Source organism: Corallococcus sp. BB11-1 (assembly GCF_026626625.1).
Classification (GTDB): Bacteria; Myxococcota; Myxococcia; order Myxococcales; family Myxococcaceae; genus Corallococcus; species Corallococcus soli.
This window is the reverse complement of record NZ_JAPNJY010000007.1, coordinates 561,182-584,177: the sequence shown is the minus strand read 5'-3', so window position 1 is coordinate 584,177 and position 22,996 is coordinate 561,182. Positions and strand designations below refer to the sequence as shown.

22 protein-coding genes are annotated in these 22,996 nt (G+C 68.1%); 10 read left to right on the top strand and 12 right to left on the bottom strand.

The features are described 5' to 3' along the window. Positions 1-21 precede the first annotated feature (21 nt). Positions 22-597: a hypothetical protein gene (locus OV207_RS09140; RefSeq protein ID WP_267554270.1), complete on the top strand. Its 576-nt coding sequence runs from the start codon at positions 22-24 to the stop codon at positions 595-597. A gap of 41 nt (positions 598-638) precedes the next feature. On the opposite strand, the gene OV207_RS09135 is transcribed toward OV207_RS09140, so the two are convergent. After that, positions 639-1,166, bottom strand: a complete 528-nt coding sequence (locus tag OV207_RS09135; protein WP_267554268.1) for a hypothetical protein — start codon at positions 1,164-1,166, stop codon at positions 639-641. A 90-nt stretch (positions 1,167-1,256) separates the two neighbouring features. Continuing rightward, on the bottom strand, positions 1,257-2,951 hold the full coding sequence (locus OV207_RS09130) for an acyclic terpene utilization AtuA family protein (RefSeq protein ID WP_267554266.1): 1,695 nt from the start codon (positions 2,949-2,951) through the stop codon (positions 1,257-1,259). A gap of 72 nt (positions 2,952-3,023) precedes the next feature. On the opposite strand from OV207_RS09130, the gene OV207_RS09125 reads away from it, so the two are divergent. After that, on the top strand, positions 3,024-3,689 hold the full coding sequence (locus OV207_RS09125; protein ID WP_227028060.1) for a TetR/AcrR family transcriptional regulator: 666 nt from the start codon (positions 3,024-3,026) through the stop codon (positions 3,687-3,689). 42 nt (positions 3,690-3,731) lie between these two features. Here the strand turns inward: OV207_RS09125 and OV207_RS09120 are convergent, their stop codons facing one another. Genes OV207_RS09120 through OV207_RS09110 form a run of 3 tightly spaced genes read right to left on the bottom strand, consistent with a single transcriptional unit; the run spans position 3,732 to position 5,122 of the window. After that, positions 3,732-4,070: a hypothetical protein gene (locus OV207_RS09120; RefSeq protein ID WP_267554262.1), complete on the bottom strand. Its 339-nt coding sequence runs from the start codon at positions 4,068-4,070 to the stop codon at positions 3,732-3,734. A gap of 51 nt (positions 4,071-4,121) precedes the next feature. Continuing rightward, positions 4,122-4,517, bottom strand: coding sequence for a hypothetical protein (locus OV207_RS09115; RefSeq protein ID WP_267554260.1), 396 nt, complete (start codon positions 4,515-4,517; stop codon positions 4,122-4,124). Continuing rightward, the gene (locus tag OV207_RS09110) at positions 4,514-5,122 is read right to left on the bottom strand and encodes an imm11 family protein (protein ID WP_267554257.1); all 609 of its coding nucleotides are present in this window, start codon (positions 5,120-5,122) and stop codon (positions 4,514-4,516) included. Before OV207_RS09110 ends, OV207_RS09115 begins: the two co-directional genes overlap by 4 nt. Before the next feature lie 1,359 nt (positions 5,123-6,481). On the opposite strand from OV207_RS09110, the gene OV207_RS09105 reads away from it, so the two are divergent. Beyond that, complete coding sequence (locus OV207_RS09105) at positions 6,482-7,213, top strand: NADPH-dependent F420 reductase (RefSeq protein ID WP_267554255.1); 732 nt, start codon at positions 6,482-6,484, stop codon at positions 7,211-7,213. 144 nt (positions 7,214-7,357) lie between these two features. Here the strand turns inward: OV207_RS09105 and OV207_RS09100 are convergent, their stop codons facing one another. Together OV207_RS09100 and OV207_RS09095 are read right to left on the bottom strand one after the other, a co-directional pair. Beyond that, the gene (locus OV207_RS09100) at positions 7,358-7,684 is read right to left on the bottom strand and encodes a hypothetical protein (RefSeq protein ID WP_267554253.1); all 327 of its coding nucleotides are present in this window, start codon (positions 7,682-7,684) and stop codon (positions 7,358-7,360) included. Between the two features lie 369 nt (positions 7,685-8,053). Beyond that, positions 8,054-8,500 (bottom strand): hypothetical protein, encoded by a 447-nt coding sequence (locus tag OV207_RS09095; RefSeq protein WP_267554251.1) that lies wholly within the window; start codon positions 8,498-8,500, stop codon positions 8,054-8,056. Between the two features lie 200 nt (positions 8,501-8,700). Between OV207_RS09095 and OV207_RS09090 the strand changes: the two genes are divergently transcribed. Beyond that, on the top strand, positions 8,701-8,862 hold the full coding sequence (locus OV207_RS09090) for a hypothetical protein (RefSeq protein WP_267554249.1): 162 nt from the start codon (positions 8,701-8,703) through the stop codon (positions 8,860-8,862). A 63-nt stretch (positions 8,863-8,925) separates the two neighbouring features. On the opposite strand, the gene OV207_RS09085 is transcribed toward OV207_RS09090, so the two are convergent. Beyond that, positions 8,926-10,692: a malectin domain-containing carbohydrate-binding protein gene (locus OV207_RS09085; RefSeq protein WP_267554247.1), complete on the bottom strand. Its 1,767-nt coding sequence runs from the start codon at positions 10,690-10,692 to the stop codon at positions 8,926-8,928. Positions 10,693-10,786: 94 nt separating this feature from the next. Between OV207_RS09085 and OV207_RS09080 the strand changes: the two genes are divergently transcribed. Further along, positions 10,787-11,671 carry a LysR family transcriptional regulator gene (locus tag OV207_RS09080; RefSeq protein WP_267554245.1) on the top strand — a complete coding sequence of 295 codons (885 nt, stop codon included), beginning with the start codon at positions 10,787-10,789 and terminating at the stop codon, positions 11,669-11,671. Between the two features lie 343 nt (positions 11,672-12,014). After that, on the top strand, positions 12,015-13,358 hold the full coding sequence (locus tag OV207_RS09075) for a hypothetical protein (protein ID WP_267554243.1): 1,344 nt from the start codon (positions 12,015-12,017) through the stop codon (positions 13,356-13,358). Positions 13,359-13,483: 125 nt separating this feature from the next. On the opposite strand, the gene OV207_RS09070 is transcribed toward OV207_RS09075, so the two are convergent. Then, complete coding sequence (locus OV207_RS09070; protein ID WP_267554241.1) at positions 13,484-14,908, bottom strand: cytochrome P450; 1,425 nt, start codon at positions 14,906-14,908, stop codon at positions 13,484-13,486. Positions 14,909-14,928: 20 nt separating this feature from the next. Continuing rightward, the gene (locus tag OV207_RS09065; protein ID WP_267554240.1) at positions 14,929-16,959 is read right to left on the bottom strand and encodes a lipoxygenase family protein; all 2,031 of its coding nucleotides are present in this window, start codon (positions 16,957-16,959) and stop codon (positions 14,929-14,931) included. Positions 16,960-17,122: 163 nt separating this feature from the next. On the opposite strand from OV207_RS09065, the gene OV207_RS09060 reads away from it, so the two are divergent. Then, the gene (locus tag OV207_RS09060) at positions 17,123-19,186 is read left to right on the top strand and encodes a lipoxygenase family protein (protein ID WP_267554238.1); all 2,064 of its coding nucleotides are present in this window, start codon (positions 17,123-17,125) and stop codon (positions 19,184-19,186) included. A 5-nt stretch (positions 19,187-19,191) separates the two neighbouring features. Here the strand turns inward: OV207_RS09060 and OV207_RS09055 are convergent, their stop codons facing one another. Then, positions 19,192-19,752 carry a hypothetical protein gene (locus tag OV207_RS09055; RefSeq protein ID WP_267554236.1) on the bottom strand — a complete coding sequence of 187 codons (561 nt, stop codon included), beginning with the start codon at positions 19,750-19,752 and terminating at the stop codon, positions 19,192-19,194. Between the two features lie 118 nt (positions 19,753-19,870). Beyond that, the gene (locus tag OV207_RS09050) at positions 19,871-20,764 is read right to left on the bottom strand and encodes a 1,4-dihydroxy-2-naphthoyl-CoA synthase (protein WP_193430257.1); all 894 of its coding nucleotides are present in this window, start codon (positions 20,762-20,764) and stop codon (positions 19,871-19,873) included. Positions 20,765-20,852: 88 nt separating this feature from the next. On the opposite strand from OV207_RS09050, the gene OV207_RS09045 reads away from it, so the two are divergent. From OV207_RS09045 to nth, 3 genes are read left to right on the top strand one after another with little or no spacing between them, the layout of a single operon-like run. Continuing rightward, positions 20,853-21,170 (top strand): putative quinol monooxygenase, encoded by a 318-nt coding sequence (locus OV207_RS09045; RefSeq protein WP_267554235.1) that lies wholly within the window; start codon positions 20,853-20,855, stop codon positions 21,168-21,170. 1 nt (position 21,171) lies between these two features. Then, positions 21,172-22,338, top strand: a complete 1,167-nt coding sequence (locus OV207_RS09040) for an iron-containing alcohol dehydrogenase (RefSeq protein ID WP_267554234.1) — start codon at positions 21,172-21,174, stop codon at positions 22,336-22,338. Between the two features lie 8 nt (positions 22,339-22,346). Then, positions 22,347-22,988 (top strand): endonuclease III, encoded by a 642-nt coding sequence (nth, locus tag OV207_RS09035; RefSeq protein WP_193430254.1) that lies wholly within the window; start codon positions 22,347-22,349, stop codon positions 22,986-22,988. Positions 22,989-22,996: the final 8 nt, after the last annotated feature.

Genomic DNA, 22,996 nt, shown 5'->3' with positions numbered 1-22,996 from the left:
GCGAGACACTCAAGGAGACCCATGGGAAACGCATCCGGCAGGCAGAAGCAGAAGCCGCTCATCCTCGGTCCAGCTCCCGGCTCCGGCATGGGCGCCTACGCGGCGACGTTCGACACCCTGGAAGATCGCGAGATGGCCATGCTCAAGGAGAGCAAGGCTCCCGATGCCTTCTACCTGCCCTGGGCGACGGGGGATGTCACGGAGTGCGGGATCGATCTCACGACCCACAACCTCACGTACTTCTTCACCGCGAACCTGAGCGGTTGCAGCCTCTGGTACAAGTTCCAGGATGGCCGCATCCTCATCCGGCACGAGGCCCGCACGGACAGCGCCTCGCAGAACCTGCACAAGCTGGCAGGCTTCAAGTGTGTCGTCGACAGCAGCCTGAACAAGGACGACATCCAGCTCTCGGTGGACCCGGAGACGATGGTTCGCAAGGCGCGGTACTACGTCGTCTACGCGCTCTTCGACCACGAGGCTCGACAGGTGGAGTTCCGCGCGCAACTGGTCGCGCAGGAGACGAACCTGCTCAACCGGCAGGAGTCCTTCGATCTCGTCAAGGTCACCACCACCGTCGTCAACTTCCCCAAGCCTTAGCGCTGTGTGGCCCACCTTCCAGGCTCGGCGCGGCGCTCGGCTCAGAGCCGAGCGAGGATCTCCGCCTTCGTGCGCGCGTATTCCTCCGGGGTGACGAGCCCCTCGTCCGCCATCCGCTGGAGGTCCGCCAGGCCCTTCACCGGATCCCCCGGCGCTGGAGCGGCCAACGCCCCCAGGCCGCTGAAGTGCCTGCCCAGGTCCTGCGGGACGACGGGCCCCAGGACGACGAGCCTCTGAAGGTCGTTCGGGTCGACCTTGACCTTCAGCCGCAGGCCCACGTCCATCACCCGCACGTTCCAGTCGTGCCACCGGCTCCTCAACCGGACCTGATACGGCGCCAGGCCGGGCAGCGTCACCTCCAGCAGGAAGTCGAAGACCTGGCTGCGGTTGATGCGCATCCCGGTCCCCTGGAGCCGCAGCACCGTGGCCTCCGCCGGCAGCCCATGCTGGCGCAGCCAGGCGCGCTTTCTCTGCCGTTGAATCAGGTGCCAGGCGAACCAGCTCGCCCCAAAAGCGAGGAGGCCCCAGCTTCCCATCAACACCGCCGCGAGGATTTGTTTCTCGCTCATCACACCCTGCTTCGCCAGGCACGCCGCCTGTGCAGCCCCGTCCCGGGCGCAGCCGGAGTACCGCGCGGGAATCCTACTCCTCCCAAGGGGTCAGAGCAGCGATTCCGGCACGTCGACGTGGCGCGCACGCAGCCACTCGCCGAGCGCCTTGCCCTGGGCATCGAAGCGGGTGGACGACGAGACGCCCTCCCCCAGCAGACGCTCGACGACGAAGTTCAGGGCGCGCAGGTTCGGAAGCACGTGCCGGTGGATGACCAGCTCGCGCGTCTCCGGAAGCAGCGTGCGCAGGTGCTCCTCCGTGAGGGCATGCACCAGCCAGCGCCACGCCTCGTCGGTGCGGACCCACACGCCGATGTTCGCGTCCCCGCCCTTGTCTCCGCTGCGGGCCAGGGCCACCCGGCCGAGCGGCACGCGCCGGACGGGCCCCGCCGATGGAGGCGCGGGCAGCGGCGGCACGGCCACCGCTTCCAGCGCGCGGGAGGCATCCGTGGGCGCCACGTCCAGGCGCTTGCCGTCCGGGAGCACCGCGACGTGCGGCACCTTGCGCGCATCAATGAAGGCTGGCGTGTAGACGCCAAAGGGCGAGCCGTCACCGGGCAGCGCCGGCAGGAAGAAACCGGGGTAGCTGGCCAGCGCGAGCTCCACGACCGCGCCGCTGAAGGACCGGCCGACGACCTTCGCGTCCGCGTCCTTCACCGCCACCCGCAGCGTCGCGGAGGCCTGCTCCTCGGTCGCGGCGTCGGCGTGGTCGGTGCGCGCCAGCGTGTAGAGGACCTCCGCCGGCCGGGGCTTGAGCGTCGCGTCGAGCTGCGCCCGGACGAGCGCGGCCTTCTCCTCGATGTCCAGGCCCACGAGGATGAAGCTGGCTTCGCTGCGGAAGCCGCCCAGCCGGTTCAGGCACACCTTCACGTCCGGCGGAGGCGGCTCACCGCGCACGCCGGACAGGCGCACGCGGTCGGTGCCCGCGGATTCAATGGCGATGGTGTCGAAGCGCGCCGTGGCGTCGGGGCCGGCATAGCGCGCCCCGGCGATTTCATAGACGAGCTGGGCCTTCACGGTGTCGACGGTGACGGCGCCGCCCGTGCCCGGATGCTTCGTGATGATGCTCGAGCCGTCCGCGAACACCTCCGCGAGCGGGAAGCCGGGCCGGCGTGCGTCCAGCTCACCGAAGAAAGCGAAGTTGCCCCCGGTGGCCTGGGCCCCGCATTCGAGCACGTGGCCCGCGACCATAGCGCCCGCGAGCCGATCCCAGTCGTCGCGCTTCCAGCCGAAGTGGGAAGCGGCGGGCCCTACGACGAGCGACGCGTCCGTCACCCGCCCGGTGACGACGATGTCCGCGCCCGCGTCGAGGCAGGCCGCGATTCCCCAGGCGCCCAGGTACGCGTTCGCCGTGAGGGACTCACCGAAGCCGAACTCGTCCGCGCGTCCGACGAGGTCATCGCCTTCGACGTGCGCGACGCGGACGGAGAGGCCCAGCTTCGTCGCGAGCACACGCAGGTCGTTCGCGAGCCCCGCCGGATTGAGGCCGCCCGCGTTCGCCACGATGCGGACCTTCTTCTCCAGCGCGAGCCCCAGCGTCTGCTCCAACTGGCGCAGGAACGTCCGGGCGTAGCCGCCCTCCGGGTTCTTCAGCCGGTCGCGGCCCAGGATGAGCATGGTCAGCTCCGCCAGGTAGTCGCCGGTGAGGACGTCCAGCGGACCGCCCTCCAACATCTCCCGGAACGCGGAGAAGCGGTCACCGTAGAAGCCGGATGCATTGCCGATGCGCAGCGTTCGAGCGTCCATTCTCACCCCTGGTACCGTGGAAGGAAGGGGCGTCCCCGTCCCTTGAAAAAGCAATCATGATTGCTTTTTTCCATGCCGCGCAAGAAGGTTGTCGACATGAGCGGTCCGGCGGGTTCAACGACGCGGCAGGAGCAGGAGCGCAGTCGGGTGACGCGTCAAAAGCTGATGGCGGCGGCCATCGACGTGCTCGTGGAGCAGGGCTGGGCCGGGGCGACGACGGGCGCCATCGCCGAACGGGCCGGGGTGTCTCGCGGCGCCTGCCAGCACCACTTCCCTACACGCGCGGTCCTGGTCGCGGCCGCGGTCGAGCACGTCTTCCGCCAGCAGGTGGAGGAGATCCTGCGGCGCGCGAAGGACCTGCCGGAGCGCCGACGGCGTGTCGAGCCGCTGCTGAACCTGCTCTCGGATGTCCACGCCGGCCCGCTCTTCAAGGCCGCGACGCACCTGTGGGTGGCGGCCGTGGCCGATGCGGAGCTGAAGGCGCTGCTGCTGCCGCTCGAACAGGACGTGGGCCGGGAGGTGCACCGGCTCACCCTCCAGTTGCTGGGCCTGGATGAACGCGACCGCGAGGCCCGCGAGGCCGTGCGCGCGACGCTCGACCTCATCCGGGGCCTGGCGCTCGCGAACCTGCTCCACGACGACACCGCCCGGCGCCGAAAGGTGCTCGCGCACCATGCTCGAACGCTGGAGGCGCAGCTGCTGCCGAAGCGCGCATCCAAGGCCGCCGCCGGGTCCTGACGCTTCCGGCGGGCAGAATGCGCCGCTTGGCCCTCGCGCGCTTCAGGCCGTCCTCCAGGCGTCCGCTGCGGGCAGCGGTGTTCCAAGCGGCACCCTCGCCAGGAGCGGGACGAACTCGAGCGCGGTCAGGGGAGGCATGGCCTCCAGTTCCGCCACCCTCAACAGTGCCAGCCCGTCCACGTAGAGCTTGCCCGTCGTCGCTCCCACCTCGGCATCGAAGTCGAGTCGCCGGCCGTACTCGTTGAATTCCCGCTTCCGCTCGCGGAGGAGCGCTTCAAACGCGGTCTGGAAGCCATTGGCGTCCTTCTCGAGCAGGGCCTGGCAGGCCTCGCGCCGAGGGTCGGCGCCACCCTCCAGGACGTCTTCCCAGCGCGCCAGCACTTGGTGCAGCGCGTCCGGGGTTCTGGGGTGGGCCAGCAATTGGCGGAGGAACTAGGCGAAGAGGAAGTCCTCTTCGTACTCCACACCCTCCAGGTGGCGGTGCGTCGACAGCCGGGCAATGGACCTCGCGGTCACGAGGTCTCCGGCGGCCAGCGCATCGCTGAAGCCGATGTTGTCACTTCCCGGCAGTCGCTCCGCTGGGAGGGGCATCGTCTTCGCGAGCGACAGGAGGTGGAGCCGGGCCTGCCCCGACCTGCAGAGCTGCCCCGCGAAGGCCTCCACATCGGCCTTCTGCAATAGCGCGCAGATGCCGAGCACCCGGTACGCCACGCAGATGTTCGAGACGTGGTCAGCCTCGTACTCGTCCTGGCGCACCATGCCCTCCAGGCTGGAGCGGAGGGTGAGGGACATGTTGTACCGGGCAACGTCCACGTAGTCATGGTTCATAGGGTGATTTCCACCTCCGAACCCACGGGGTACCAGGTGATGCCCGTGATGCCTTCCTGCTCCACCTGCGCCTTGAGGTCCTTGCGGACGATCATCAGCCGGGGAGCCGTGGCGGTGCGGAAGAGCTTCGCCGACGAGTCGAGCCCGTCCTCCTTCAGGACCAGGCGACGCAGGTACATGAAGCGGTCTGGCTTCAGCGCGTCCCGGTCCCCGTCCGACCGGTCCATGTCCACGCAGTCCTGCGTCCCGATGACGTTCGCGAGGTAGCAGTCCTCGCTCGCGACACGGCCGCGATGGTTCAGCAGCACGAACCGGAGGAATTCGATGTCGGCGCCGGAATGCCGCGCCAGGAATTCCTTCATCCGCTTCGACACCATGAAGTAGTTCACGGCGTTCGCGATGACGTCCGCGATCTTCAACCCGGGTTCTTGTTTCGCCATGCGGAACGGCAGCCCGTCCGGGTACTCGCTTCCCATGCGGATGCCGCGCGCGGGCTTGTGGATCTTCGGCATCCCTTCTGGAAGGTTGAAGACGGCGCAATATCCGTCGAGCGCCGCCCACTCCAGGATGAAGTATTCGCTCGTCACCGCCCCAGTCGTCTCCATTTCCAACTCCGCCACCCTGCCTATGTCTTGAAGACGTCGTTGACCTTGGCCGCGACCTTCTGGGAAATCGCAGCCGCTCGTCCGACATTGACGAGAACCCTGTAGGTATTGTCTTCCCAGGTTTCGATACCAGACTGTCCAGGCCGCCGATGATGCAGCGGTCCACCTGCCCGAGGCGGAGCCGCTCGGTGGCATCACGCAAAGCCTCAAAGAGGCCGGCCTCACCGAAGAGCAGGCGCTGGATACGGGGTGGAACACTGGGTTTCAGATGTTTGAGGAGGGTCGGGATCAACTGTGTCGAGTAGACCTCTCTTCGCGCCTCGTGCTCCTCGGGCAGCAGGCCCTGCTCTTCCAGCAGTCGGCGGTGGACGTCGCTCGGAGCGACGACATAGAGCGCGCATCGTGAGAGGTCGGTCAGCTCCACGCTTCGCGCAAGGTCTCGAAGCCCCGCATCCGCCAGCGCGGCGAGCCTGCCGAGTCCGGTGAAGCCCGCAGTCACCCAGGGGATGGAGTGCCCCCGGGCGGGTTGACCTTCGCCACCATCCGGGTCGAACAGCCGGGGCTCGTCGAGCGGAGCAATGCGTACGATGCCCGCCCTGCTGGCCGCGCACCCGTCCACCACACCGCTCCCGAGCGCCGAAACCATCCCGACTCCTGTGACGGCAAGCATTCCGGCTCCTCGACTCGCTATCCCAGGAGGACCCTGCGTGCCCCGGGTGCTCGTCTCGTCCTGGGTGAATGACGCCCGCTGGTGCAAACCGAGGATAGCGCAAGCCCTGCCGTTGGCAGGCAGGTAAGTTTGGGCATACAGGGAGAGGTCATCTCAGCAGTCACACCCGAGCTGCTTTCTGGGAAGGCGTCGGAAGGTCACATCCAGCCAGGGCAGTCGCGGCCGCAAGAAGTTTGGCGAGTAGGCCTGCTCCACGCCCCTTGCCGCCGGCCGCCTGCGCCACTCCTCCTACCCGCTCTCCCCTATTTCTTCCCAGTCATACCCTGCCAGGACACACGCTACTGGCGGCGCCCACGGAATTCTTCAGGTTGGCGCGGGAGCGCCGTGCCGGAAACCCTTGCCGGTTGCTCCGAAGTGCGGCTTCGATTCCCGCCGGCCCCGCGCGGAGCAACCCGCCGCTTCGCGCCCGGAAGAACGGTGCGCACCATTGTGAAGCCTGGCTTCAAGGCCCGTTGCGCCAGTTGCGTCTATTGCCCGGACGGCGCCCGGCGTAGTTCTTCCATACAGCCCCCGGAGAGGTCCACGGGTCCCGCCGGAGCAATGGAGTGCACAGCCCGCCGCCGCGGCTCCGACAGCCCTCGGCGATTTCCCGACGACCGCTTGAAGGTCATCCTGGAAGGTCCACCGTCATGCCGATCTCCCGTCGTTCCATCCTGGGAACCTTCGCCGCCTTGGCCTCGCTCCCGGTCCTGGGTCAGGTGAAGGAGGCGAAGAAGCAGGCGAAACCCATGCGGATCGGCGTCATCGGCGCGGGGTGGCTGGGCGGCGCCGTCGGCCAGGTCTGGGTCCGGGCCGGGCACGAGGTGCTGTTCTCCTCCCGCCATCCTGACGAGCTCGTCTCCATGACCCGCCAGCTCGGTCCCCGCGCGTCGGTGGGCACGCCACGCCAGGCGGCGGAGTTCGGCTCCGTCGTGTTGTTCGCCGTCCCCTATGCCGCGCTTCCGCAGCTTGGGCGCGACCTGCGGAAGGCGCTGCGGGGAAAGGTCGTCCTGGATGCCTGCAATCCCCCTCCAGGCCGCGACGATGCCCTGGCGCGCGAGGCGCTCACCCACGGCGTCGGCCCCACCTCCGCGAAGTACCTGCCAGGCACGCGGCTGGTCCGGGCCTTCAGCGCCGTCGACGCCACGGCCGTCGAAGCCTCCTCGGGCCGGCAGAGCGGGCTGCTGGCGGTTCCCATCGCGGGGGACGACACCCCGGCCGTTCAGGTGGCCGCGCAGTTGGTGCGCGATGCCGGCTGCGAGCCCCTGGTGGTGGGCAACCTGGCAGCGGCCATCCGCTTCCAGCGGGGCGGCCCGGGCTTCCGGGCCAACACGACGCTGCCGGAGCTGCGTCGCCTGCTCGGCCTGCCCGAAAAGGACTGACACCCCACCGCGAGCCGTGGCGCGTCCGGCCGCGCCCCACGGCAGCGGAGGCATCCCGTGGCCGTCATGCGCGGACCTCCGCTTCATGCCAGGTCCAGTGACTCCGGGGCCCAATCCCAGCCAGAAGCGCGGGGCCCCGACGATTCAGTCCTCCTCCAGCGTCACGATCACGGGGGTGATGAAGGGCTCATCATCGTCCGCGCACCGCAGGCGGTAGTTGGCGTTGAGGGTCACTCCGACCTTGCCGTCCGCGGTGTCGCGCCCGCCGGTGCCCTGGGTGATGTCGAGCGTGATGCCGCAGGCGAACTTCCCCTCTGAAGGGGGGATGATCCAGCCGCAGGTGCCGGGGTTCAGGGCGAAGGTGGAGGCGCCCGTCATCGTCGCGGTCAGGTCGCAGTCGAGCGGGGACAGGGAGACGCGCAGGCGGTCCCGCGAACCTCCTTCCGCGGTCAGCTCGAGGGAGGGGTTCAAGGGCGGCGACGCTTCGAGCATCGCCGTGCTGAATATCGTCATCCTGACGGGATGGGTGCCGGTGACGCTGGAGCGCGTGTCCCGGGGTTGAACGTCGGGGCTGTCTTGCTCGTCACCTTCGCCACAGGCGGAGCCGAGCAGGCAGAGAGCAGCGGTAGACGTCAGGGCAAGTGCACGGAACATGGGCGGGCTTCCTTCGCGAGAAAGAGGGCCGTGAGGCGAGCCGCGCCTGGAGACGTTCCACCCCTGGAGATATTCATTCAGCGAGGCGACGGGATGCGCCCGGGAGGAACCGGGGTTCCCTTCCGAGACAGCCGCACCTCACCGGCCCACGGAATCCTGCTCCGGGGGCCGGGAGCATGTTGCGGCTCAGCAGCTGCAGGTGCTGAAGACGTTCTGGTATTGGTATTCCGTGTGCGTGTAGGTGCCGGCCGCGTTGAAGCACACGCGGTAGCTGGACTGCTGGTTGAAGCGGCCGGGGTTGTTGTACCGCTGGGCCGTCTCGCCCTCCGGGCACACCGGGGCGGCGTCCTCGCGCCCTCCCCCGCCGACAAGGGACTCCGGATCGCCCCCCTTGGCCCACGGTTCGCAAACCCAGTAGAAACCACACGAGGGCTGGGGAGCACAGGAACTCTCGCCCGTGTTGCTCCAGCCGGACCAGGTGCCACAGGAGCCCAGCTCAGCCTCGACCGAGGCCAGCGCCGAGGCCTCCTCGGCCGCCGCTTCCTCGGGCGTCATGGCGCCGCCACAGGCCGTCAACGCCAGACTCGTGCACACCAGGGCGACCGCGCGCAGCAATGAGGTTCCAGACTTCATGGACGACTCCTGGGTCGGTCCAGGGCTCCGGAATGAAGCCTGACCTTCCGACGCGCAATCATGGCAGTCAGGACATCCCCGCCAGCGCTGCCCGGGCATGAACCGCCCGCCCGCCCCCCTGAAGTATTGTCCACCCGACGTTCCGGACTCGGGGCATCCGGGCTCCCTGCGCGTCTGGCGTTGGGACTGGAAATCACCGGGTGCCTGGGGTGAGGGAGCGGCTCTGGAGCGAGGGCCGCTACGACGTGGACATCCACGAGACGTGGGAGAGGTGGCTCCAGCCGACCCTGCCCTCGGGGTGGGACCCGATGGTGTGGCAGAGCGCGGCCGACACCTTCATGGACACCGGCCGCATCCCGTAGCACCTGGGACACGCGCCGCGCCGCGTCCTCGAAGACTCGCACCCGCCCTGCGGGCACCGGCACCTATGGGTTCAACACCTGCACATGGGCCACCGACTTGCCCTGGTGCGTCCCCGGCCACGTGAGCAGGGGCAGGCCCCGCTTGTCCGGGGCGAGTGAGAAGTACCCATCCGGCGTGACGGCGACCGGGGTGGCACTCCCGCCCACGGTCGCCCACGTCGTGCCGTTCCACTTGCGCAGGTACAGCGGGTTGCCCGGCGCGCCGGGCGCGCCCGTCATTTCGGCCCACAGCAGCGTCACCCGGCCACTCGAGTCCGCGAACATCCGGGGCTGTTCCACGGCCTTGCGCTGGATGCTCACACCGCCGCCCAGGGCCACCCAGGCGCCATTGTTCCAGCGGGCCACCCGGATTTCGGACCCCTCGTTCGCCGTCCCCGGGGGGTTGTACTGGTTCCAGGCCACGAAGATGACGCCCGCGTTCGACACGTAGACCTTGGGGGCGTCCACCGTGGAGCCGGGGGTGATGGGCAGCCCGGCGTCACTCAGCATCACCCAGTCGCCCCCGGTCCAGTGCGCCACGCGCAGGACCCGGGTGAGGGATGGCTCAAATCCAAACTCCATCCAGGCCAGGACGGGTCCCCCGGCGGGATGGGAGGCCAGACTCAGACTGCTCAGATGGTCGTTCGTGGGCAGGCCCTGGGCGCTGGGATAGGACTCCCAGGCCGACCCCGTCCAATGCCGGACGACGAGGCTGCTGTTCGAGAAGGAGTGGGCGAGGAAGGCGAGGATGGGCTGTCCATCCGAGCCCCGGGCCAGCACCTGGGACGTCTCATCCGCCCACGACCCGTAGCCGTCCGCCTTCTGGGGCGGCCCCAGCGGCTCCCAGGCATTGCCGCTCCAACGTGAGACGTTCAGTGCGTAGGAGGAGAAGAACTCGTCGTGCGCCACGACCGGCGCGCCGCTGCCGTCCACGATGAATGCAAAGGATTGGGTGCGGGTGATGGGCGCGGGGGTGCCGCCCGGCACGTCCAACGCCGTCCAGCTTCCATTCCAGGGAGACGAGGACAGGTCTCCGTCCCAGCGCTCCACCCGAAGGATGTTCTCGTTGCTGTAGAAGCCCGTCCGCTCCAGGTGGGCGACATAGGGACGCATCGTCGTGTCCATGGCCACCTGCGGCAGCGTCACGTCACCGCGGATGTAGAGCTGTCCCCGGGGATCGCCCAGGGGCTGCCAGGACACGGAGCTCACCTCGATGGCGGACAGGAGCGCCAGGCCCTCCAGCGGCAGGAAGTCCATTTCGAGGTTCCCCGAAGGCACCGGCACGTCGAAGACGGCCTGGTAGGCAGTCCGCGTGCCCACCGCCTTCGCGATGTCCACCTGGGGCAGGTAGATCTGCCCGTTCACCTTCACCTGGAAGACGCGCGCGCCCGGGGACTCGGTGGGTTCGACCAGCAGCAGCTTCACCCGGAACACACCCCGATTGCCCCCCAGCCACACCCGATAGTGAGCCATGCCCTCCCGGGCGCTGTTGTAGAGCAGATCCTCCGTCGTGCCCTTCACGTCGCCAGTGAACTGGAGCGTGCGTCCCGCGACGAAGCCCAGGTCCTCGCTCCACGTACGGCCCTGCGCGTCGGTCACGGAGGGGCCTCCAACGTTGATGCGCGCGAGCGACACCTCCGCCAGGGCCTCCTTCTTTTCGGCCAGCACAGGCACGGCCGGGGGTGGCTGGCTTCCCGGCGCATCGAGCGGGGTACAGCCCGACGTCAGCGCCGTGAGGCCCGCGAGCGTCGCGACGAGGGTACGGATGGCGAAGAGGAATGGGGACGGCATGCGTGCTCCGGTGGTGGGGTACGCGAAACAGCCTGCCCGCCTTCACCTCCGGGGCGCATGTCACAAATCGCCGGTCCATCTATAACGGTGGGTGATGATTCAACTCCAGCGGCTCGAAGGCTTCTATTGGGTGGCGCGCATGGGCGGCTACACGCGGGCAGTGCGCGCGTTCCCCTACCCCATCACCCAACCGGGCATCTATCAGCAGGTGAAGCGGCTCACGGAGGAGGTGGGTGTGAAGCTCTTCACCCGCGTGGGCAAGGACCGGATGGCGCTGACGCCCGCGGGGCGGGAGCTGTATGCCTTCGTGGCCCCTTTCCTGGAGGGGCTGCCCCAGGTGGCGCGCTCTCTGAAGACGGGAGAGCGAGGAGGGACGCTGCGCATCCATGCCTCCAACCTTGTGCTGCGACATCTGTTGCCACCGTGGTTGGGCCGGCTGCGCGGCGTGCGTCCCGACATCCAGGTGCGTCTGTTCGAATCCGCGGCGCCGGAGCTGGCACGACTGCGATTGGGAGAAACGGACCTGCTGGTGGACCATCTGCCGGAGCTGCCGCATGACGTGGAGTCGCGCGAGGTGGGCCGGGTGAAGGGCTTCATCGTGCTGCCTCGCGCCCACGCGCTGGCGCGCTCCAGGAGCGTGAACCTCAAGCAGTTGGAGGCGGAGCCCTTCATCGGCTACGGCTCCGACCATCACCTGCTGGACCTCCAGTTGAGGGCCCTGGCCCTGCACGACGTGCATCCCCGGCAGGTGCATTCAGCGGACTCCGCGGAGAGCATCCTCGCCTTCGTGGCCGCGGGGCTGGGCTTCTCCCTGGTGCCGTCGTTCCAGCCCGAGGGGCCGCGCGCGGCCGGCGTGGTGGCCTGGCCGCTGACGCGCCCGCGAGCGGAGTTTCCCATCCATGCCGTCTGGCTCAAGTCCAGGCAACCCGCACCCCTGATGGCGGCGGCGATGGCGCTCGCACCCGTGCTGGAGCGATGAAGGCTCCGCGAGGGAGAGGGCCCTTCCTACGGGCAAGCCCTCTCATGCAGCGAAGGGGGCACCCTCCCCAGCCTGCGCGCGCCCGGGACCTGTGATAGAAACTCATTGCCAATTTCGCGCGGGGCCCTTCGCGCCCTGCCGTGGAAGGAACGGCGCCACGAGAGTCCTTCAACCCACCGGGCCGGCGGGGGACAACTCGCACCGTAAAGAGGTTCACATGCACAGCGTTCTCCACCGAGCAGGTCCGCTCCTGATGGGGGCACGAAAGCTCCTGGGTCTCCTGCTGCTCGGGATGGCAGTGTCCCATTGTCGAGGCACCCCACCAGGGGAAGCGGATGCCGGCGTGCCCGAGGATGCCGGCCGCCCTCCCGCCCAGACCTTGCTGCAGGATGCGGCCCTGCTGGACGTGGACACCCAGCAGCGCTTCCTGGCCGCGGTGGCCCGCGACGGCGGCACGCTCGTCCAGGAGTTGTCGACAGGTATGACGTGGTCCGTCGCCCCCAGGGCCGAGTTCGGAGACTTCTCGCGCGAAGGCGACGTCCTCGTGCTCCAAGGCCCCGCGACGAATGACGTCCGAGCCCTCTGGGTCTGGAAGCCCGGGCAGACCCAGGCGCACGAGATTGGCCAACACTGGTCCTCGGTGGTCGTGCACGAAGGCACCCGGCGCTACCTGGCCTTCACCGAGAAGACCCCTGACGAGGCAGTGGCCGTGCGCATGGTGCCCTTCGAGACCTGCGCGGCCGAGGCCTGTCCGGTTCGCACGCTGTTCCGGATTGAGAATGACGCCTCCTACCCCGTTGCGCGCATCCAGGCGGGCGACCGCTTCATCTGGCTCACCAAGAAGGAGCTTGTCTGGCGCATCGACCTGGAGTCCGGAGAGGTCAAGTCGATGGAACACTCCGCGACCTGGCTGCGCTTCTCTCCTTCGCGCAACCGCTTCGCGGCGCTGACACCAGGGCAGCACATCCGGATGTACGACACGGCCACGGAAGCCTTGCTGTGGGAGACGACCGCGGAGGCCAGCACGTGGGGATTCACCTTCTTCGTCCTCGATGAGGACTCGGTCATCCTCAACGTGAACCAGACCGAAGAGTTCGGCGGGTTCCCTGAGGATCGGAAGTCCTTTCATTGCAGCGCGCAGGGATGCGTGCAGGTGGCCGCCGCGCAATGCGAACTCGAGGCGGGAGACTCGCCACGGCTGTTGGGGTGCATCCGCCGCAACTCCCCCACCCTCAATTACTCCTATGACTCCATGCTGATGCGTACGCCCGGGGTGGTGCTCTCCCAGCGCGCAGATGTCTTCTCGGATTCATACGTGAGTGAAGACACCGAAACGGTCGTGTGGCTGACGGGAAAGCCCTCCGAGCCGGGGCTCAAGCTGGAATGGGAGGGAGTGCAGCCTTCCCAGCCCCTCATCCTTCCGGAGCCCTACTACCTCCGTGGCGGCGTCTTCGTGGAGAACCCCCGGCGGTTCGTCTACAGCGTCGACAAGACGCTCCCAGACGGAGACAAGGAGCGGGTGCTGTCCGCGTGGGACGGGCAGACGGTTCAGGAGCTGTCCCGGATCGACGGCATTCCAGGCCCATTCATCTTGAGGACCCAGCCGGACACGCTCTACATGACAGTGCGCGAATTCAGGGGGGATGGCGGCACCCACCCCATCGTCATCCAGCGCTTCACTCCCTGAAGCCTGACGAAGCACCAAACCAGGCACAGCCGTGGCCGTGAAACGGGGCACCGGCATGGGGGCCCCGGCTAACGCATGAGGCTTTGCGCTTCACCTCGGCCCCGAAGGGCCGAGGGGGAACCCCCTCAGGCCATGCTGGCGCGGACTTCCGAGGACGCCTGCGCAGCTTGCGGCTGACGAGCGACGAGCCTCCCGGTGACGCCCTTGGGCAGGACGACGCCGAAGAAGAACCCCTCTTCGAAGGGCTCCGTCGAATCGACGTGCGCCTTCGCCCGGGCGGCGATGGTCGCGAGCGCCGTGCGCAGGAACACCATCGCGAAGTCGCCACCCACGCACGCGCGCGGCCCCCGTCCAAACGGGAAGAAGTGACCGCTGCCCAGCGGGTCGCGGGCCGCCCCACCGTCCAGCCAGCGCGCGGGGTTGTAGGTCTCCGGCTCCGTCCAGTGGGCCGGGTCCCGGTGCAGGTGCTGGTTGGAGATCATGATCATCGCCCCCGCCGGCAGCGTGACGCCGGCGAGCTGCGCGTCCTTCGACGGCGTGCGGGTGAAGACCCGGACCGCCGGCAGGAGGCGCAGGGATTCAAAGGCGCAGGCCTCCGCCCAGGGCGCCCTGCCCAGCTTCTCGAACGTCAGCGGCCCGTCCCCCAGCGACGCGGCCTCCGCCGCGAGCCGCGCCTCCGCCTGGGGGTACTTCTGGAGCTGGTGGAACGCGCCCACCAGCGTGACGCTGGAGGAGTAAGCGCCGCCGTAGAAGATGCCCCCCAGCAGGTGCGCCAACACCTGGTCATCAATCCCTGGCGTCTCGCGCAGCGTCCACGACATCACGTCCACGCCGTGGGGGTTGGGGTTCTTGCGCGCGGCGCGCACCCGGTCCGCGAACTGGCCGTAGAAGCGCGCCTTCGCCTCGTCGAAGCCCTTGGGCGGTGAGACGAACTTCAACGGCAGCTTCGACTGGATGCGCGCGTCCGCGCCCTTCCCCAGCAGCATGAAGTCGTCGAACACGGAGGTCGGGAGCTTCTCCCCCACCGCCGCGACCGCGAAGGCGTCGAAGGTCAGCTTCCGCATCGCGGTGGTGTAGTCGATGGCGGGCTCCTTCAGCAGGGCCTCCACGGACTCGACGATGGACCGGTGCATCGGCTCCACCTGGGCGGCCAGCCACCGCGGAGACCATGGCTGCTCCATGGGCTCCAGCTTGCGCTTCTGGGCCCAGTCCCCGCTCAACTTCGCGATGAAGACCGTGTCGTCCGTCACCGTGGGCCGGACCTGCTCGCTGATGTTTCCCTTCTCGAACTCCATCCGGCGGGGGGACTCCAGCACCTCCGCGATGACGGCGGGGTCGTTGAGCACCACGCCGGGGCTGGGCCCCATCCAGATGAGCGTGACACCACCGTACTCACGGCCATACCGCGCGCAGACATCCCAGGGCTGGTGCCCCAGGAAGTCGCCTGCGGTGCCGAGCACGCCGGGCTGCGGCCCGGGGAGGGAGGCGAAGGGCTTGCGCCGGGAGCCGAAGAACAGGTTGAACAGGCCACGAGAAAGCAGGTTGGGCATGGGCATCTTCTCCAGGCGTCTCAGACGGTGATGCCGCAGGGGATCCGGTCGGGCTGCAGGACCGTGTAGGGCACTTCGCACTTCTCGTTGCGTGCCTTCACAGCGTCGCGCTGGGCGCGCAGCCGGGCATGGAAGCGGTCGCGGATGGCGAGCACCTCCGGCTCCTGGAAGTACTCCTCGTACCAGCCGCCCTCGTGGAGCAGGTACTCCTCGTCGTCGCCGAAGCTGGACAGCGCGCGGCCGATGGAGACCTGCCAGAGCATCTGGGACTTGGAGGGGATCATGTCCACGATGTCATCCGCGCCGATGAGGCCCTTCTTCGTCGGAGGCGCCTTGCGCATGCACAGCGGCGCGTTGGGTACGAAGGCGTAGTGTTCGTACTGGAGGTAGTTCACCGCCGCGTGCTGGACGCTGACCGTGAAGAGGATGGTGGTGAGGATGTCCACCAGGTCGGAGACGCGCTTCAGCTCCGTGCAGGGCAGCTTCTCCACGGACATGCCGTGGGTGGTGAGGTCGGTCCACCAGCGCTGCATCTCGGCGTCGTTCGCCAGGTCCGCGTCGGACCTGTAGAAGTGCCCGAGCACCCCGCCGACGTACTCCTCGAACGCATCCCACAGGGGCAGCGCGTCGTCCCGGTAGGGGTAGTGCGGCAGCACCGCCGGGTCGAGCACCCCACGGCGCTCGATGTCCTGGCGCGGCCGGTTGTCCGTGAGCCTCCAGCGCTGGTAGCCCTTCTTGCCCAGGAAGACGTGGCCCTTGTCGGGACCGCCGGTGGCGATGATGTCATCGAACACGCCGCCCTCCGCGAGCAGGCCCCTGCGGGCGCCGTCGTTGATGGCGAGCGTGTAGCGGAAGTGCCGGCGCAGCAGCTTGTAGACGGGGTGCGGGTCCGGGAGGTTGCGCATCGTCGCCATGACGAACGGCTCCGCGATGAAGTGCGTCCGCAGCGCGTGCCCCACCATCTGGTGTGTGTTGCCCTCGCTGCACCGGACGTAGATCTTCGCGGCCAGCCAGTCGTATTGACTGTCATTGGGCGTGAACACCGGATGCTGCTCCGGATCCTTCCCGAGCTGGATGGCGATGGGCCGAAGCTGCCGGGTGTCGTCCAGGTACAGGAGGCAACGGGACGCGGGCGACCAGCGCCGCTCCTCGACGCCCTCCTTGTCGACCTTCTTGAACATCGGCACGTCGTCCAGGATTTCGAAGTCGAGCAGGAAGATGCGCTTCGCCGCCAGGGCCTGGGCCAGCGAGGTGCCCGGCGACAACAGGCCGTGCAGCTCGCCATCCGTGAGCGCGAGGCCCGGGGGCAGCGCCGTGATGGACTGGATGTGGACGGGGGTGATGCCCTGGACGGCCTGCCGGGCGAACTCGTAGTCGTCCTTCCAGCGGTTGGCGAGCTGGGGCAGCTCGATGCCCTTGAAGAAGTCGAAGATGTCCACGAGGCCGTTCCAGGCCTTGCTCAGCACGGGCATGTTCAGCTTGATGGCCGCCAGCGTCTTCGCGATGACGACCTCGTAGCTGCCGTCCACGAGCCCCCGGTAGAGCTCGTCCTTCGGGAGCGGCTTCGCCTCGCTGATGTCGAGCGCGCCGGGCAGCCCGGCGGTCGCCTCGGGCGCGCGCCAGCCGTACATCTGGTGCCGGGCCTTGAGCTGCTCCAAGCGGGCAGACGCCGCGCGCTCGTTCTTCACCTGCTGCGGCAGCCGCGCCGTGCCCTCCAGCACCTCGGCGGTCGCCTTGCCCAGCACCCAGCGGTGGTGGGGGAAGAACCAGTGCTTCTCACCGGCCGTGACACGCACATTGTCGAGCAGCCAGTCGCTCGCGACCCCATTCCCGGTGTTCGAGAATCGGAGCAGCAGCAGCTCTCCCAGGTCGTGGGACTGGACCGTGTAGGAGTCCTCCGCGCCGGCCTCGAAGTCGTTGTGGAAGCGCTTGTCCAGCAGGCGTGAGTCGCTTTCACCCTGAGTGCCAACCAGGATGACGGAGATGTTGGCGTTGGTCCCCGCGCCGAGCCGCGAGTTCGTGCGAATCGTTAGCGTGTATTCGACAGTCATGGAATCCCCCTATCACGGGCGCAGGAAGGTACGACGCTGAAAGCGGACCCGGCAAGGCATGGTAGCTTCCGGGTGCGATGACACCCGCCTCGAACCACTCCTGTCCTGAACCTGATTCCGCGATGCCCTCCCGGGCGATGTCTGGGATTGAGGCACCGGGCCGATGAGCACCACCTGGCGCCGCCTGATGTCGTCCCTGGGGCTCAAGTCCCGCGGCACCGAGCCCGACCTGCTGGAGCCGGACGAGCTGGCCCGGTGGTACGCGGGGCTCGACCTGGAGCAGCGGCTGGCCGTCAGCCGGAATCTGGCCGCGAAGGTGCGCGCCCCCCGTGCGCGGAGGGACCCGGCCACCCTGCCCGCCGTGGCCACGGGGCGCCTCGTCTTCGAGCAGGACGGCCCCCAGGGGCCCATCCCGCTGCACCACCTCAAGGTGGAGCTGTGGGACCGGGACTTCGGCACGCCGGACGACTTCCTGGGCGAGGGCTTCACGGATGCGGAAGGGGCCTTCGCGATCCGCTACGACCCGGCGGACGCGGGTGAAGGCGACCTGCCGGACCTGGAGCTGCGCTTCTTCGAACCCCAGCACACGTTCCGCAAGGACGGGCGGGTGGTGGAGACCTGGCGGCGCATCGGTTCGGAGCAGGGCCCGGACGACCACGGCGGGCTCCGGTATGACTTCGGCACGGTGCGGGTGCCCTATTGGGAATACGACCCGGCGTCGCCCCTGGCGCGGTTGCTCGTCGTGGAGGAAGGCACCCCACCCACCGCGTATGCGCCGGGACGTTCCCTGGCGATGCTGAAGGCCGTCGCGCCCATTGAGCTCATCAAGCGTCAGCACCTGCTCCAGGGGCAACTGGGTCAGGCGCCGAGCCTGGAGAAGATCCAGGCGGACTATCCGGAGTCGACCACCGCCCGAATGGAGCGGGAGTCACCGGGCTCCACCCGGAGCGACGCGTATTTTGGCGAACGCCTGCTCAACGGCATGTTCTCCAGCATCCTGGACCGGGACCCGGAAGTGCCCGGCGATGCCCAGGCGTTCCGGCTCTACCTGCCGTGGAATGCGTACGAACAGGACGGCATCCACTGCCTGCCGGACGTGGACGTGCGGCTGCGATTGGTGGAGGGCAAGCTGCTGCCCGTGCGCATCATCCTGGGCCTGCGGGAGCCCGGGGCGACGGCGCCCGGTTCGCCCGTGACACGGCGGACCTTCACGCCCGCGGATGGCAGGGATTGGGAAGCTGCCAAGCGGATGGCGCGGGTGAGCGCGACGCTGGACGTGGAGCTGGGGAACCACCTGGGGCAGTGCCACTTCAACATGGAACAGTATGCCATTGCCGCGCACCGGAACCTGCGACGCAATCCCTTGCGCTGGTTGCTCATGCCCCACCTGCGCGAGGTGGTGTTGATCAACCACTCGGCCAACGGGTTCCTGGTGGGGTCGACCGGATACATCACGCGCGCCAGTGCCCTGACGGAGCAGGGAATCAACAAGCGGCTGGAGCACCTGATGGGCAGCTACGACTGGAAGGGGTTCGCGCCCGCGGCGCCTGTCTGTGAGGGGCACCGGTATGCGCGGGCGGGACAGCTCTTCTGGCGGCTGCTCGGGGAGCACATCGACGCGTTCTTCGCGGAGCATGGGGCGGACATCTCGGCGCAGTGGCACGAGGTGCGCAGGTTCTCGGACGACCTCGTCGCGCATTCAGCGCCGGCCTTCGTGTGTCGCTATCTGCGAGCGAAGGTGCCAGGGAAGGAAGCCACCTGGTTCGTGCGCTCCGAGCGCATGGACCTGGATGTGAAGGCCGCGGAGCCACCTCCGAAGGCGGTCAGCGCGGTGACGCGGACGGATGCGCCCCAGGCCGGCGAGCTGGAGGGGCTCAAGAACCTGTGCCGGTACGTCGTCTTCTTCGCGACCTTCCGGCACGCCTGGGCGAACAACCTCCAGTGGGAGGACGCGGGCGAGGTGCTGTATTCGTGCCTGGGCCTCCGGTGGGGCAAGGACGGCGCCCTGCCGACGGAGGAGGACCTGGACGCGGCGCCAGAGCCGGATGAAGCGACGGAGATGCTGTGGATCTCCTGGATGCTGTCCAAGACGAACTACGGGTTCATCCTCTCCAACGAGGAGGAAGACGTGCATCCCCGGTTGCTGGAGCTGCTCCGGGCCCATGCGGCGGAGTTCTCAGCGCTGGGCCTGGACGTCCGGACGGTCAGCTCACGCATCAACATCTGAGCTGCTCAGGGCTTCACTTTCACAAGCTCGGCTAAAAACAATCGATCATCATCATCCGTCCACATGGGCTCCATTTTGGGCGATTCCAAAAACCCGGCAACAAGAAGCTCCTTTCGCATTTGCGCAAATGCCGACAAATTCGCATTAATAGTTTTAAATGCCCTACAGACAGCGAGCTCAATAAACTTCGCAGGCACCTTTTCCACACTCATTTCAAGCAAACCAAGCTCACACAAAGCGCCACCAATCTGTTCTATATCGCTCTTGGCGCCATGAAATGATTTATTCGAATCGAACATTTCAGCAACACACTCACCGGCAAGGCCACCCGCCTTCAAGGCGATACGCCGAATCAGCTTGAATTTTCGCGAAAGAGGCGCCGTATCCATCCAAATGTCCTCAAGGGCATCAGTCCATCCATGTCGCGTTTGCTTCAAATTGATTCTCGTTGTATGGACCTCAACCCGGCGAACTTGAATTCCACAGGCAAGCGCGACGACAGCATGCCCAGCCTCGTGGGCAGCAACGTGTTCTCGCGAAAACTCAAGCACAGCAGCATCACCCATAAATCCATCCCTTCATCTACTTTATCAATTCAGGTGAGATTTCCCTCCTCATCCAGCCAAAGCTTCACCTCTCATGGGCGACCAATCATTGTCGCTGCGTTTGTCTTGCCTTACTTGATTAGTACGTCCAGGGGAAGCGCTTGAAGTCGCGCTTGCGCTTCTGGACGAACGCGTCCCGGCCTTCCTGCGCCTCCTCCGTGCCGTATCCCAGGCGCGTGGCCTCTCCCGCGAAGAGCTGCTGGCCCACGAGCCCGTCGTCCGGGAGGTTGAAGGCATACTTCAGCATCTTGATGGCCGTGGGGCTCTTGGTGTTGATCTCCGCCGCCCACTCCAGCGCGACCTTCTCCAGGTCCGCGTGCGGCACCGACGCGTTGATGGCGTTCATCTGGAACGCCTCGTCCGCCGTGTAGGACTGACCGAGGAAGAAGATCTCCCGCGCCCGCTTCTGCCCCACCTGACGCGCCAGCAGCGCGGACCCGTAGCCGGCGTCGAAGCTCGCCACGTCCGCGTCCGTCTGCTTGAACATGCCGTGCTCCTTGCTCGCGATCGTCATGTCACAGACGACGTGCAGGCTGTGCCCGCCTCCCGCCGTCCAGCCGGGCACCACGGCAATCACCACCTTGGGCAGGAAGCGGATCTGCCGCTGCACCTCCAGGATGTGCAGCCGCCCGAGCCGCGCCGGATCCCCCGCCTCCTCCCCGGGCTCATACTTGTAGCCGTCCTTGCCCCGGATGCGCTGGTCTCCCCCAGAGCAGAACGCCCACCCGCCGTCCTTCGGCGACGGCCCGTTGCCCGTGAGCAGCACCACGCCTACGTCCGTCATGAACCGCGTGGCCTCCAGCGCCCGGGCCAGCTCGTCCACCGTCTTCGGACGGAACGCGTTGCGCACCTCCGGCCGGTTGAACGCGATGCGCACCGTGCCCTGATCCACCGCGCGGTGGAACGTGATGTCCTTGAACTTGAAGCCTTCCACCGGCTGCCAGCGGGAAGCGTCGAAGAGGTCCGAGACCATGCGCAGTCTTGCTCCGAAATAGGGGGATTGAACGGCGCGGCACCCTACCAGTTTCCCGCTCGAAGACGCCCGCGCTAGCGTGCACGCCATGCCCACGAGCCTGCTCGTCGTCCATGTCCACATCCACGTGCTCCCCCAGCACGTCGACGCCTTCCTCCAGGCCACCCTCGCCAACGCCAGCGCCAGCGTGAAGGAGCCCGGCATCGCCCGCTTCGACGTCTGCCAGGACACCGAGGCCCCCACCCGCTTCGTCCTCGTCGAGGCCTACCGCTCCCCGGACGCGCCCGCCGCTCACAAGGAGACCGCCCACTACCTCACGTGGCGCGACACCGTCGCCCCCATGATGGCCGAGCCCCGCACCGCCCGCCGCTACGCCAACCGCTTCCCCGACGACGCGGGCTGGTGACATGCCCCCCGTCACCTTCGAGTTCGCCACCGCGAACCGCGTCCTCTTCGGCCCCGGCCGCGTCACCGAAGTTCCCGACCTGGTGCGCGCCCTGGGCGGACAGAAGGTCCTGCTCGTCACCGGCACCAGCCCCGCCCGCGCGGAGCCCGTCCGCGCCGCGCTCGAACGCCTGGGCATCACGTCCGCCTCCTTCCGCGTCGCGGGCGAGCCCACCGTCGACACCGCGCGCGAAGGCACCGCCGTCGCCATGGACGCCCGCTGTGACGCCGTCGTCGCCCTGGGCGGTGGCAGCGCGCTCGACGCGGGCAAGGCCATCGCCGCGCTCGCCGCCAATGGGGGCGACCCGCTCGACTACCTGGAGGTCATCGGGCGCGGACAGGCCCTGACGAAGCCGTCGCTGCCGCTCATCGCCGTTCCCACCACCGCCGGCACCGGCTCGGAGGTGACGCGCAACGCGGTGCTGGGCTCGAAGGAGGCCGGCGTGAAGGCCAGCCTCCGCAGCCCGCTGATGCTGCCCCACGTGGCCCTGGTGGACCCCGACCTCCTGGAGCACGCCCCGTCGGACGTGCTCGCGGCGGGCGGCCTGGACGCGCTGTCCCAGCTCATTGAACCGTTCGTGTCCGTCCGCGCGCAGCCGCTCACGGACGCGCTCGCGCGCGAAGGCATGCAGCGCTCGGCGCGCTCGCTGCGCAAGGCGGTGCTCCACGGCCCCGGGCCCTCGGAGCGCGAGGACCTGGCCATCGCCAGCCTCTTTGGCGGCCTCTGCCTGGCCAACGCGGGCCTGGGGGCGGTGCATGGCTTCGCGGCGCCGCTGGGCGGGATGCTCGGCGCGGCCCATGGGGCGCTGTGCGCCGCGCTGCTCGGGGCCACGCTGGAGGTGAACCTGGACGCGCTGCGCACGCGCGCTCCGGAGCACCCCGCCCTCCCCCGCTTCCGCGAAGTGGCGGTGATGCTCACCGGCCAGCCGCAGGCGCGGGCCGAGGACGGCATCGCCTGGGTGAAGGACCTGGTCCAGGCCCTGCGCATCCGGGGCCTGCGCACCATGGGCCTCACGGACGCGGACGTGCCCGGACTCGTGGCGAAGGCACGCGCCGCCAGCAGCATGAAGGGCAATCCGCTGACGCTCAGCGACGCGGAGTTGACGACGGTCGTCCAACGGTCGATGTGAGAACCCCCATGAAACCCGCTGCGATGATCCCCGTGGTGCTCGAACGCCTTCGCGAGAAGTACCCCGACGCGAAGTACGAGCTGAACTGGAACACGCCCTACGAGCTGCTGGTGGCCACCATCCTGGCCGCGCAGTGCACCGACGAGCGCGTCAACCGCGTCACCGCCACGCTGTTCCAGAAGTACCCCGGAGGCCCCCAGGCGCTCGCGGACGCCGACACCGCGGAGCTGGAGGAGGACCTCAAGCCCACCGGCTTCTACAAGCAGAAGACCAAGACGGTGCAGGCGATGAGCCGCGCGCTGCTCGACGACTTCAAGGGCAAGGTGCCCTCCCGCATGGAGGACCTGGTGAAGCTGCCCGGCGTGGCACGCAAGACGGCCAACGTGGTGCTCAACACCGCCTTCCAGCAGGCCTCCGGCATCATCGTGGACACCCACGTGGCCCGCGTCAGCCAGCGGCTGGGCCTGTCCAAGCAGGAGAAGCCAGAAGCCATTGAAGCCGACCTCATGAAGCTCGTGCCGAAAGAAGACTGGACCTTCTTCGGCCCGGCCGTGGTGCTGCACGGCCGCTACACCTGCATCGCCCGGAAGCCGAAGTGCGCGGAGTGCCTGCTCAACGACGTGTGCCCGAAGCTGGGCGTGGCCGCTTAAGGCCCGCG

Coding starts and splice junctions, on each gene's coding strand:
- OV207_RS09125 (WP_227028060.1), top strand. CDS start 3,024: ATGCCGCGCAAGAAGGTTGTCGACATGAGCGGTCCGGCGGGTTCAACG.
- OV207_RS09055 (WP_267554236.1), bottom strand. CDS start 19,752: ATGGGTGATGCTGCTGTGCTTGAGTTTTCGCGAGAACACGTTGCTGCC.
- OV207_RS09050 (WP_193430257.1), bottom strand. CDS start 20,764: ATGGTCTCGGACCTCTTCGACGCTTCCCGCTGGCAGCCGGTGGAAGGC.
- OV207_RS09140 (WP_267554270.1), top strand. CDS start 22: ATGGGAAACGCATCCGGCAGGCAGAAGCAGAAGCCGCTCATCCTCGGT.
- nth (WP_193430254.1), top strand. CDS start 22,347: ATGAAACCCGCTGCGATGATCCCCGTGGTGCTCGAACGCCTTCGCGAG.
- OV207_RS09080 (WP_267554245.1), top strand. CDS start 10,787: ATGATTCAACTCCAGCGGCTCGAAGGCTTCTATTGGGTGGCGCGCATG.
- OV207_RS09130 (WP_267554266.1), bottom strand. CDS start 2,951: ATGGACGCTCGAACGCTGCGCATCGGCAATGCATCCGGCTTCTACGGT.
- OV207_RS09065 (WP_267554240.1), bottom strand. CDS start 16,959: ATGACTGTCGAATACACGCTAACGATTCGCACGAACTCGCGGCTCGGC.
- OV207_RS09115 (WP_267554260.1), bottom strand. CDS start 4,517: ATGAACCATGACTACGTGGACGTTGCCCGGTACAACATGTCCCTCACC.
- OV207_RS09110 (WP_267554257.1), bottom strand. CDS start 5,122: ATGGAGACGACTGGGGCGGTGACGAGCGAATACTTCATCCTGGAGTGG.
- OV207_RS09045 (WP_267554235.1), top strand. CDS start 20,853: ATGCCCACGAGCCTGCTCGTCGTCCATGTCCACATCCACGTGCTCCCC.
- OV207_RS09085 (WP_267554247.1), bottom strand. CDS start 10,692: ATGCCGTCCCCATTCCTCTTCGCCATCCGTACCCTCGTCGCGACGCTC.
- OV207_RS09105 (WP_267554255.1), top strand. CDS start 6,482: ATGCCGATCTCCCGTCGTTCCATCCTGGGAACCTTCGCCGCCTTGGCC.
- OV207_RS09095 (WP_267554251.1), bottom strand. CDS start 8,500: ATGAAGTCTGGAACCTCATTGCTGCGCGCGGTCGCCCTGGTGTGCACG.
- OV207_RS09060 (WP_267554238.1), top strand. CDS start 17,123: ATGAGCACCACCTGGCGCCGCCTGATGTCGTCCCTGGGGCTCAAGTCC.
- OV207_RS09040 (WP_267554234.1), top strand. CDS start 21,172: ATGCCCCCCGTCACCTTCGAGTTCGCCACCGCGAACCGCGTCCTCTTC.
- OV207_RS09135 (WP_267554268.1), bottom strand. CDS start 1,166: ATGAGCGAGAAACAAATCCTCGCGGCGGTGTTGATGGGAAGCTGGGGC.
- OV207_RS09070 (WP_267554241.1), bottom strand. CDS start 14,908: ATGCCCAACCTGCTTTCTCGTGGCCTGTTCAACCTGTTCTTCGGCTCC.